The sequence below is a fragment of the Novipirellula methanifontis genome, from assembly GCF_052161655.1.
Classification (GTDB): Bacteria; Planctomycetota; Planctomycetia; order Pirellulales; family Pirellulaceae; genus Novipirellula.
The window spans coordinates 560,732-571,772 of the sequence record NZ_CP197418.1 but is presented as its reverse complement, the minus strand read 5'-3'; the positions used below and the strand labels follow the sequence as shown (position 1 = coordinate 571,772).

Sequence of the window (11,041 nt, the reverse complement as noted above, 5' to 3'; positions counted from 1 at the left end):
CTCGACCACTACCGGAATCTCTGAATTGTGACGCAAACTGAGTGATTCCCGCGATAGAATTCATAGGATTGTCTGCGACGGCCCCCACGCTTCCCCCTCTAACAAAACCCGACGAGAGACACGATGCGAACCCCCCCCCTTGCTCTTCCTCATGCGGCAGTGCGTACGTTTGCCTTGAGCCTTGCTTTACTGCTCTCGGTTTCTGGGACGACAAAGACGGAGGCCGCTGATGCTTCGGCCGATCGTCCTAACATTGTTTTCATCATTGCCGATGACTGTACGTTCCGCGACATTGGTTGTTACGGCGGTCAAGCATACACGCCCAACATCGATCAATTGGCCCAGTCGGGGATGAAGTTCAACCGCTGTTTCCAGGCGGCACCGATGTGTTCGCCAACGCGGCACAACTTGTACACGGGGCTCTACCCGGTTAAGTCGGGAGCGTACCCGAACCACACGTTCGCGGCGGATGGAACCAAGAGCATCGTTCACTACTTGAAACCGCAGGGATACCGGGTCGCACTTTCGGGCAAAACCCACATCGGCCCCCAGGAGGTATTCCCGTTTGAATACCTCGGCAAAGATATCAATCCGGATATGAAGCAGATTGACACACTGTTTTCGGAGTGCCGTGATTCGGAAACGCCATTTTGTCTTTTCGCCTGTTCCAACTATCCTCATTCGCCTTGGAACAAGGGTGACGCATCGCAATACCCGCCTGTCAAAATCAAACTGCCGCCCTACATCGTCGACACGCCGCAGGTACGTGGGGATTTCAGCGACTATCTCGCCGAAGTCACCTGTTTTGATGACCAAGTCGGCCAAATTTTACAGCTACTCGATAAACATCAACTAAATGACAATACGTTGGTGATGGTGGTGTCGGAACAAGGCAACTCGTTTCCGTTTGCAAAGTGGACTTGCTACAGCAACGGATTGCAATCCGCAATGATCGTACGCTGGCCTGGCAAGGTCCAACCGGGCACGCTCACCGATGCGATGGTGGAATATGTCGACGTGACGCCGACATTCATCGCCGCAGCGGGAGCAGCGCCGCAACCCTCTTTGGACGGCAAGAGTTTTATGCCTGTGTTGACCGGCGAAACGGACCAGCACAAATCGTTTAGCTACGGCATCATGACCACGCGAGGCATCATCAACGGCAGCGATGCGTATGCAATCCGCACCGTGCGAGGGCAACAGTACCGGTTGATTTGGAATTTGAATCACGAAACCAAGTTCACCAATGCGTGTACCCAGGCCCGCTACTTTCAATCGATGGTCGATGTGGCCAAAGGGGGCGACGAGCACGCACAAGAACTCGTCAATCGATATTACTATCGTCCCGAGTTCGAGCTGTACGACTGCAACGTCGACCCGTTGGAAATGAACAACTTGGCCGAAAACCCCGAGTACGCCAGCGTCATCAAGGATCTGAAGAGCAAACTTGATCAGTGGATGGCGTCACAGGGGGACGAAGGAGTGGAAACGGAATACGACGCGATTTTGCACCAAAACGTATACAAGGGCAGGTACAAAGGCATGACGCGTGAGCAGGCACGCGAGGCGTGGGAAACGAAGAACTCAAAGAAAGGAAAACAGCAAGGCGGCAACGGCAAGAAACGTAAAGCCAAGAAGCCCGCAGGGGAGTAGGCTGCAAGTGTGTGCCGGTTAGAGCATCTTTAGAAATGGCGTAGGGCCGGTTCCTACCGGCCAAGTTGCGGTCGGCCGGTGGGAACCGGCCCTACATCCTCTTGGCGAGTTTCGCTACGTTGAAGCAAAGGTAGCGATGCACACGTCGAATCGATACATTAAAAGCATCTCCTGACGTTGCTCTGAACTAGGATTGAACAGGCTTTTGACGACACAATCGATAGACACCAGCGAAAAGCTGGAGCAGATAAAAACGGAAATTGCCAAACATGTCGTCGGGCAGCAGCCATTGATCGACCGGTTGATGTTGGCGCTGTTATGCAATGGGCATGTCCTGCTAGAGGGCGTGCCTGGGATCGCCAAAACGTTGACGGTCAATTGTTTAGCCAAGGCAATCCACGCGGAATTTAGCCGCATTCAATTCACTCCCGATCTGTTGCCGGGCGACCTCACCGGCACATTGGTGTACGACCCGCGACACCATGTCTTCACGCCCGAAAAAGGCCCGGTGTTTGCCAACTTGGTATTGGCCGATGAAATCAATCGAGCCCCGGCCAAGGTCCAATCGGCGCTGCTCGAAGCGATGCAGGAAAAACAAGTCACGCTGGGCAAAGAGACTTTTGATTTGCCTTCGCCGTTTCTTGTCTTGGCGACTCAAAATCCGATCGAGCAAGAGGGGACCTACGCGCTTCCCGAAGCCCAGGTCGATCGGTTTATGTTTAAGTTAAAAGTGGGCTACCCCAGCATGGACGAAGAACTCGTGATCATGCAGCGGATGGCAAAAACCAGCTCTGATGTGAACATCCAACCGGTGCTATCACTTGATGAATTGATGCAGATGCGAAGCACGCTCGACGCAACGTTCTTGGACGAAAAAATTGAACGCTACATCATTCGGCTGGTGGACTGTACACGTCACCCAGCGAAGTACGGTCTGGATATCGAGCGTTATGTTCGATTCGGAGCGTCACCGCGTGCATCGATCTATCTATCGCTGGCGGCACGTGGAAACGCGATGATGCAGCAACGTGACTACACCGTTCCTCAAGATGTGAAAGATGTCGCTCACGATGTCTTGCGGCATCGATTGGCGATCTCGTATCGCGCGGAAGCCGAGTCGATCACGTCCGACGACTTGTTGGACCAGATGCTGTCAACGGTGCCGGTTGTCCAGTCATGATCCCCGATTCGCTCTCCGATACCGACGCCCAACTCTCACTGCTGGAACTGAAATGCCGTCGCCCGGTCGAGCATCTACTTGCCGGTGAATATCATTCCGTTTTCCGCGGCCAAGGCATTGAATTCGAGGATGTGCGGCGGTATCAGCCCGGCGACGATGTGCGTTCGATGGACTGGAAGGTCACCGCGCGGACGGGCGAACCGCATATCAAACGCTACATCGAACAGCGGGAACAGTTTCTATATTTGCTGGTCGACGTCTCGGCATCGATGACCGAATCGACCGCCGGACGCAAACGGGCGTTGAGCACGGAATTGTGTGCGTTACTGACGATGGCGGCGGTGCGGAACAATGACCGAGTCAGCTTGATCCTGTTTACTGATCGAGTCGAAATGGTAATTCCCGCCGGCAAAGGACGGTCGCACGCGTTGCGGATCATGGACACGTTGCTGCATTTTGAGCCCGCCGGACGCGAGACCGCATTCGAAGCCGTGCTAAGCCGATTTGGGCACATGGCACGAAAGCACTCTGTGGTGTTTGTGATTTCCGATTTCCTGGCGTCAGACTACTTTGACGAACTCCGTGCTCTGGCGGCCCGCCACGATCTGAACGCCATCAATGTGCTCGATACACAAACGCAACTGGCCGCGTCCACGGAACTGGTCTACATGGAAGACACCGAAACGGGGTCGCAGCGTTATGTCGATTTGAAACGCACCAAACGGGAAAGTCACGAGCACCCTATCGCTTTGCAAGAACAGATGTTGCAGAGCGGTATTGGGTTGATGGAGATCGGTGTCGACGAGGACTGCGTGACGGCACTGGCCAGCTATTTCCAATCGCGGCATCGACGCGTTGCTGACGAGACGGGTGGCTAAATGTTGCCTCGTGCTACCCCCATCGCGTTGGTTGTCGTTTTCGTAACGATGTCGTTGGCGAATCCGTCCGCTGCCGAAAGCGACGCGAGCCCGCAATCCTTCGGCATTTCGGTTCGTTTTGTTCCCGATCAAGCTCGCCCTGGCGACGTGGTGCAACTGCGAGCAGAGATGGACCGCGAAACGTGGGGCCAGTTCGAATTGCACGTCCCGGCAACCTCCGCTCTGCACGCGATCACCGTTGAGAAGATGCCGCTGAAATACGAGAACGGACGCTACCAACAACAGCAAAGTCTGGTGTTTCAGCCCAAGCGTTCGGGTGCAATTGTGATTTCGGGAGCGAGGCTTGATGTCGTCACCTCGGGCGGTCGCCAATCGATAGCGCTACCCGACCTGACGCTCACGGTTCAGCCTCTCGGAATCGTCGACACATCCGACATTCCCGTCCCCCTGCCTGCTCCCGCTCCGGATTCGCAACCGGGGTCACCGGCGCTCTGGGCTGCACTGATTGTCATTGCGTTCGTGCTTTCGATAACGATCCTCCTGGTTGCGAGAAAAAAACAAAACCGACAATTAACTGCGGTGCAATCGGTCCCGTCAAAGTCGACACCCGACGATCTCGCTAAAAGGTTGCAATCGGGCGAGCTTCCGCCAAAAGAGTTGGAACGGTTGCTGAGCGATCCCAGCTTTGTTGCATCCGATGCGGTGCGTGCGGCGATCGAGCGAGCGGTCTACTCTCAAAATTACGACGCCAGCGAATTGGCGAAGTTATTGCACAAGCAGGAGGCAACATGATTTTTGCCTACCCTTGGCTGTTGCTGTTGCTGCCGGTACCGGTGATGCTCGCATGGACCTCGCGAGTCAAACGAGCCAGCTTGCCGGTCCCCTCGCTAAAACTTTGGCAGCACGCCGAGCCTGGTCGTGCCCGCTACTTGTGGCTCCTGCCGCTGCTTCGAATCATCTCGCTGATGTTGCTCATCACCGCACTGGCAAGACCGCAAGCGGGAACCACGCATACGGTACAAGTCTCTGAAGGGATCGCGATTGAGTTGTTGGTCGACGTCAGCAGCAGCATGGACATGAGCATCCAGTTGCCTGACAAGAAACAGAACAGCCGCATGGAGGTGGCCAAGGAATTGGTCGAACGCTTCATCGCGGGCGACGGTGAGAAATTGAAAGGACGCGAAGGCGATTTGCTGGGGTTGATTACGTTTGCGAGGTACGCCGACACTCGCAGCCCGTTGACGTTTGGTCACGAAGCCCTGCTGCAACTGGTTCGCGACCTCGAAATCCAACAGCGGCCCAACGAAGACGGCACTGCTTACGGCGACGCCTTGGCGATTGCCGCCGCACGGCTGCGACAACTAGATGATCCCGAAGTTCGCGAGCGTCGATCCTTTGAAAGCGAGATTTCGAGCCGCGTGATTATCCTGCTGACCGACGGAGAGAACAACTCGGGACAACATCTGCCGGTCGAGGCCGCGGGACTCGCCAAAGAGTGGGGGTGTCGGGTTTACTGTATTAGTTTGGGGGATCATGCACCGCCGTCGATATCCGCGCCGTCGACGTCTGCTCCGCTGGCGGATCCGCCGCTTTCCGAAGCCGAACGTGTGCTGGAACACATCAGCCTCGAAACGGGCGGCCTGTTTCGCACTGCCTATGATTTCGAGTCGTTGTTGGCGGTGTATTCCGAAGTCGACCAATTAGAGCGTTCCCGCATCGTGACACGCCAATACACGCGAGTTGCCGAGTGGTTCTGGTTGCCATTGGCCGCTTCGCTGCTGATGTTGATCGCTGCCCTTGTCCTTGAATCCACATGGTTGCGGACCGTGCCATGACGTTCTTTACATTTCAACACCCGAGCATGCTGGTTCTGCTGACGCTACTGTTGCCGGTCGCATGGTTGCTGCGGCGTGCGCGTCATCGCCGGCAAACCGTCATCGATGCGATGGGCGGCGACTTGGCCTCGAGATCGCCATGGCGTGACCGACTTTGCTTGGCGGCAGTCACGCTGATGATCCTGGCACTCGCACGTCCAGGCATTTCGCCGCAGCGGCATTCGGTGACCAAGAGTGGTCGTGACGTGGTGTTTGTTCTCGATGTCTCGCAAAGTATGTTGGCCCAGGATGCTTATCCATCGCGATTGGATGCTGCCAAAGACGCGATTCGCGACGCGTTAGATAACTTGCATTCCGAACGAGTTGCCTTGGTCGTGTACGCGGGCAGCGCCAACATCCTTTGTCCGCTGACGTTCGATTATGACTTTGTTCGTTACGTGTTGGACCAGGCCACACCGAGGACGGTCGATTTCGGTGGCACCACGTTGTTATCCGCCACCGAAAAGTGCGGCGACAGCATCTTTACCGATGCACGCAAAGGGATGCAGGATTTGGTCGTCCTAACCGACGGCGAGGAACATGGTCCGCAGAACCAACGGGTTGCCAAACTGCTAAACGACCACGACTCGGGATTGCTGCTTGTTGGGATCGGCGACACTGTGTCCGGATCACGCATCCCAGTCGAAGGCGAGTCAGGCGAGACCGAGTACTTGAAACACGACGGACAATTTGTCACGACGCGATTAAACGAGAGCGGACTGCGTGAGTTGGCACGATTGGTGAGCGGCGCCACGTACGTCTCGGCGGGAACTTCGGCATTTGATCTGGCTGGTCTTTACTGGCAATACGCGAGCGACAAACCGATTGCGGATGTCGGGGGAACCGATACTTACGTTACCTATCGAGAGCTCGGATTCCCGCTGATGGGACTCGGGCTTGCGATGTTGCTGATCGCCGAATGGAAGGGCCGTTCCCGAGAACGCAAACGCAGGTCGTTGCCGTCAAAGCTGACTGAGGTTGCCACTCTGTTTTTCGTTGCCATCCACTGCCTGGCCCCCAGTGCGTCTCTGCAGGCCCAGGAGACGGGCATCGCGGAGCAGTTTGCCGAAGCGGTGCGATTGCAAACCGCCGGTCGGACAGCGGATGCAATGGAGATCTACGACACGATCACGCAAACAACCGCGACCGGAGAGATGTCTGCGGAGCAAACAGCGGCGATTCGCTTCAACCAGGGCCTGTGCTACTTGAATCTTGCAGCGTCCAACGCAGAAGCCGAACCTCGCACCGCGCTGTCGAGTGCTGAGCAAGCACAAGCCTGTTTTTTAGACGCTTGCCGAATGTCGCCTGACCTTTCGCGTGCGAGGATGCGATTAGATCCCACCGCGACCTGGATTGCAGAATTACAACAGCAAATCGAGCAAGAAGATCAGCGGCAGCAGGAACTGCAAGAACAGCTGCAAAATCTGATCGATCTGCTTCGCGATCTGCAACAAAAACAGGCCAAACTTCGCCAAGACGTTCCCGAAGGCCCGAAGAGCCAAAACCAAAGACGTCGTAATCCAGCGGATTCGCAGACACCGCAGGTCGAACCCGAAACAGCGGCTGCGGATGCCAAGCAATTCTCGCAACAGCAGCGGCAATTGCATCAAGAAGGAATCTCGATCGACGCGGTCATGCAGACACTCGATCGAGCAATGTCTCAATCGGTCCCGTCCGCAGACACGCAGTCGCTGAGCGTGCTGGAAGAACCACTGCGGCTGATGAAACAAGCGATCACTGCCCAAGATCTCGCGGCGGACAAGCTACAGCGGTGGAGCAGTTGGCCTGATGCTCGCGACCAACAACAGATCACCATTCGCAAGATCCAAGAGATCTTGGACCTGTTGGCCAGCGACACATCCGAAGACTCGGACGAGGGCGACTGGGACGACGAAGAGTCTTACGAAGACATGATGGAATCGAGTGAGTCCGATGAAGCAATGATGTCGTCGATGCAGGGCGAAGGCGAATTTGCCAGCGGCGCAGACATGCAACCGCTGCCGGTTCCCAACTATTCGGTGGACGACATTTTGATGGAAGAGCAGGGGAGTCTGCAATTTCGTCAACAACAACGAGCCAAGAGCAACCAAGGCAAAGTGGAGAAAGATTGGTGAGGCGTCGATGGCAACTCGGGATGTTCGGAATCGCTTTGGTGCTCGCCACTGCGAATTGCTGTTGCGCGCAATCAAGCAACGAGGATGCCGAGGATCAAGATCCAGTGGCGGATGTCGAACGCGAAATTGTCGAAGTGCCAATCAAACTCAAAGAACAAACTTGGTTCACGGACGTGGTGGCATCCGCCGTCATCCAATTTCCTGAAGCCGTGGAGCAACCGGAATCGCTGCCGCCTGATGACAAGGACGTCTCGTTTGTCGGATTGGAACTGAACTCGCCCGCATTGTCGAATCTTCGCGAACCGCAGGCGGTCGTTCGCTTCGTGCCGCAGCATCCTGGCCTGTCGGTTTTTCCATCGCTCGAGTTTCACTCGGCCACGCATATTTACCGCACCCCGCACACTCAATTCCTGGTCAGTGTTCCGCAACTGAGTTCAAACATGCAGTTTGAATTCCGGCCTGAGAAAACGACCGTTTATGTCGGTGAACCGTTGCGGGTGGACGTCACGTGGTCCAGTCAAGAAGCGACGAACCGATTTCGCTCGCTGCAATGTTATCCGGATATTTTTCGTCACAGTGATGTCGAGATCGTGATTCCTCGCTCTACCGCACCCGAAGAACAACAAATGGGATTGCCCTTCGGTGGACGGCGAATCATAGTCCCACGTGTGCCACCGGAGAACAAACCGTCCGTCTTTGGCACGGTACAGTTCCCGTTGTTCGCCCGCTGCCAAGAACCCGGAACGTATTCCCTCGGTCCCACACGGCTGGAATGTGCCTTACTAAAGGGCGAAGGAAGTCCGTTCGCGCCCTACGCCGCCTACTACAACAACGGACTGTTCGAGCCGTTTTCGGCATTAACTTCCTACGAACGCGTCTACGTGGAATCCGAACCAGTATCGGTGAAGGCGTTGCCGCTTCCGTCACAGAATCGCTCGGAATGGTTCAGTGGTTTGTTTGCCCCGGTCAAATTTGAAGTCACTGCGGCGACGGATGAAATCAAAGTCGGGCAGGTTCTCGAAGTGGATGTGCGTGTGCGTAGCGATGCCCCCCACGGCATGCTCGAACTTCCACCGTTATCGTTACAGCGGAGTCTACGAGGGCGGTTTCATGTCGCCAGCGAACTCGGTCGCACCTGGCATTTTGATGGAACCAGTTTCCGCATCCGCGTGCGGCCATTGACGACGAATATCACGGCGTTTCCATCACTGCGAATACAAGTATTTGATGCGGACGCGGGCGACTATCACTTTGTACAGACGGCAGCCGTTCCCTTGAACGTTCGGCCCGACAACGGCCGCGACTATTTTGAAGTACGAACTCTTGTCGCCGAGCAAACCTTGACCGACCAGCCCGCAGGGGTCTGGCATAACGCACAGCCAGGAACCATGAGTCAATTTCTAAACAACACGATTGGGATATTCGCAGACCAATTTTGGTTGTGGATCGCTTTAACGACAACGCTATTTGCATTGTTAGTCCCCTGGGTACGAGAACGTCGGCGGCGGGCGATCAACCCGATTTACCGCCGGCAAGTGGCCGCGTATCACGAACTGCGCCGGCGACCGGAAGGCACCGCGGAGAAGTGGGAAGCGTTTCTGCAGTTTCTCGCGACCGGATTTTCGTTGCCATCGGGCGTTTGGACAATCGAAGACACACGAAGTCGCCTGCACTCGATCGAGCTATCACAAACCGACATCGACTTGATCGCGGAAACCCACGCCGTAGCGGATAAGTCTGATTTTTCGTCGCAAAAATCAGCGGCCTCGATCCCTGAACTCAATGGGGTGGCAAGTCGGTTGTTTGCAAAGTTCCGCCGTCTTTCCGTTTTCGTATGGATCGTCCTTTGCATGATTCCGGCGACCGGTGTTGCTTCGGAGTGGAGCGAAGCGGAAGTGCTTTTTGACCAGGCGATTCACTCCAGTCCCGGATTGCCCGAAACGGAATCGCTTTTCAAACAAGCGGCGTTAAAGTTCGAGAGCGCCGCCACCGAACCCAAACGCCAGGGTCCGGCGTGGTACAACGCCGGGAACGCTTGGTTCAAAGCGGGCGAGTTGGGCCGAGCAATCGCGTGTTATCGTCAAGCCCAGATCTATCAACCGTTTGACGACGAGGTCCGCGCAAATTTGAAAGCCGCCCGTGCGTTGACGGTCGACGCGATCGAAGACCCGCGATCAGAAAGCTTCCTGCGATGGCCGCTGCGCTGGATCTGTGCAGCGTTGGTGGTTCTCTGGATTCTGTTTCTCAGTTTACTGCTATTGCATGTTCGCTATCGAGCACGGACGACCGCGGCTGTAACTGTGTTTGCAGCATCGATTGTGGTGGTGATGGTGGGGACCGCGGTTTACGCACGCAGCCATTCGGGGCGCGAAGGCGTCGTGATTGTCGGTGAAGCGTTTGGTCGCAAAGGCCCCGCGTATTCGTACGACACGGCGTTTTTTGAGCCACTACATGACGGGCTGGAATTCGATGTCCAATCACGACGAGCGGATTGGTTAAACATCGAACTAGCCGACGGACGCGAGTGCTGGATCCCCGCCGACCAAACCCGGTTGATTTTCAACGAGCGGTAGGCAGGAAGGAAGGTGCAACTTATGAGCCGTGGGCCGTAAGGCACCGGGTAGCGGACGAGTCACGAATGAATTGTCGCAGAGCGACATTTTTCGATAGCCTTGGGTTTCAACCCAAGGAAACATCCCTACCTCGAAAACAGTGTCGCGGAGCGACAATTTGTACTTGTACTTTCAGTTGCATGTCATACAAAACAAACCTGACTATCCAAAATGCTCGTCTTCAAATACGTATCGTTTGTCGAACTGGATTCGATGCTTCCGAAGAAACTCCAGGTACTCGTCGCGGAACGACTGTTTTAAATGGTGCTGTTCCTGATTCCTGATATAGCGTCTAACGACATCCGACATGGATTCGCTGACTGAAAAGGCACCATAACCACGCTGCCATGAGAACTTGGCCGATATTTTCTGATTTTGATTGATCCAATGAGACGAATTCCCTTTGATTAACTTGATTGTGTCAGCGATGGCAAACGACGGGTGCGTCTTCAACAATAGATGGACATGGTCTTCGACCCCACCTGCTTGCAGCAAAACTCCTTTATGAGTTTTGGCATTGCCACCCATCACGCCAAAAAGATCATCCTGCCACGTTTTGTCAAGTAATTTGAATCTTTGTTTCGTGCTGAAGACAACGTGAATTAAGATCCCGGAATGCGTGGACATAGGCAACAACCGTTGAAATGAGCTGGGACTTTGGCAATGTTCGATGCACTTCATTGTAATGGACGCCCCACATACCGTCGCTCCGCGACGAGGTGTTCTTGAG

The 11,041-nt window shown here is 55.2% G+C and carries 8 protein-coding genes; 7 read left to right on the top strand and 1 reads right to left on the bottom strand.

The window, feature by feature from the left end; genetic code table 11:
• Positions 1-123: 123 nt before the first annotated feature.
• The 7 genes from SH528x_RS02025 to SH528x_RS01995 all read left to right on the top strand — a co-directional run bounded on the left by SH528x_RS02025 (position 124) and on the right by SH528x_RS01995 (position 10,272).
• Positions 124-1,653, top strand: a complete 1,530-nt coding sequence (locus tag SH528x_RS02025; protein ID WP_442508870.1) for a sulfatase family protein — start codon at positions 124-126, stop codon at positions 1,651-1,653.
• 205 nt (positions 1,654-1,858) lie between these two features.
• Positions 1,859-2,833, top strand: coding sequence for an AAA family ATPase (locus SH528x_RS02020; RefSeq protein WP_442508869.1), 975 nt, complete (start codon positions 1,859-1,861; stop codon positions 2,831-2,833).
• Positions 2,830-3,711 carry a DUF58 domain-containing protein gene (locus SH528x_RS02015; RefSeq protein ID WP_442508868.1) on the top strand — a complete coding sequence of 294 codons (882 nt, stop codon included), beginning with the start codon at positions 2,830-2,832 and terminating at the stop codon, positions 3,709-3,711. Before SH528x_RS02020 ends, SH528x_RS02015 begins: the two co-directional genes overlap by 4 nt.
• The gene (locus SH528x_RS02010; protein WP_442508867.1) at positions 3,712-4,503 is read left to right on the top strand and encodes a hypothetical protein; all 792 of its coding nucleotides are present in this window, start codon (positions 3,712-3,714) and stop codon (positions 4,501-4,503) included.
• Positions 4,500-5,546 carry a vWA domain-containing protein gene (locus tag SH528x_RS02005; protein ID WP_442508866.1) on the top strand — a complete coding sequence of 349 codons (1,047 nt, stop codon included), beginning with the start codon at positions 4,500-4,502 and terminating at the stop codon, positions 5,544-5,546. Before SH528x_RS02010 ends, SH528x_RS02005 begins: the two co-directional genes overlap by 4 nt.
• The gene (locus SH528x_RS02000) at positions 5,543-7,699 is read left to right on the top strand and encodes a vWA domain-containing protein (protein ID WP_442508865.1); all 2,157 of its coding nucleotides are present in this window, start codon (positions 5,543-5,545) and stop codon (positions 7,697-7,699) included. The genes SH528x_RS02005 and SH528x_RS02000 overlap by 4 nt, the downstream gene beginning before the upstream one ends.
• Positions 7,696-10,272, top strand: coding sequence for a hypothetical protein (locus SH528x_RS01995; protein ID WP_442508864.1), 2,577 nt, complete (start codon positions 7,696-7,698; stop codon positions 10,270-10,272). The genes SH528x_RS02000 and SH528x_RS01995 overlap by 4 nt, the downstream gene beginning before the upstream one ends.
• A gap of 201 nt (positions 10,273-10,473) precedes the next feature.
• Here the strand turns inward: SH528x_RS01995 and tnpA are convergent, their stop codons facing one another.
• Positions 10,474-10,938 (bottom strand): IS200/IS605 family transposase, encoded by a 465-nt coding sequence (tnpA, locus tag SH528x_RS01990; protein WP_442508863.1) that lies wholly within the window; start codon positions 10,936-10,938, stop codon positions 10,474-10,476.
• Between the last annotated feature and the right edge of the window lie 103 nt (positions 10,939-11,041).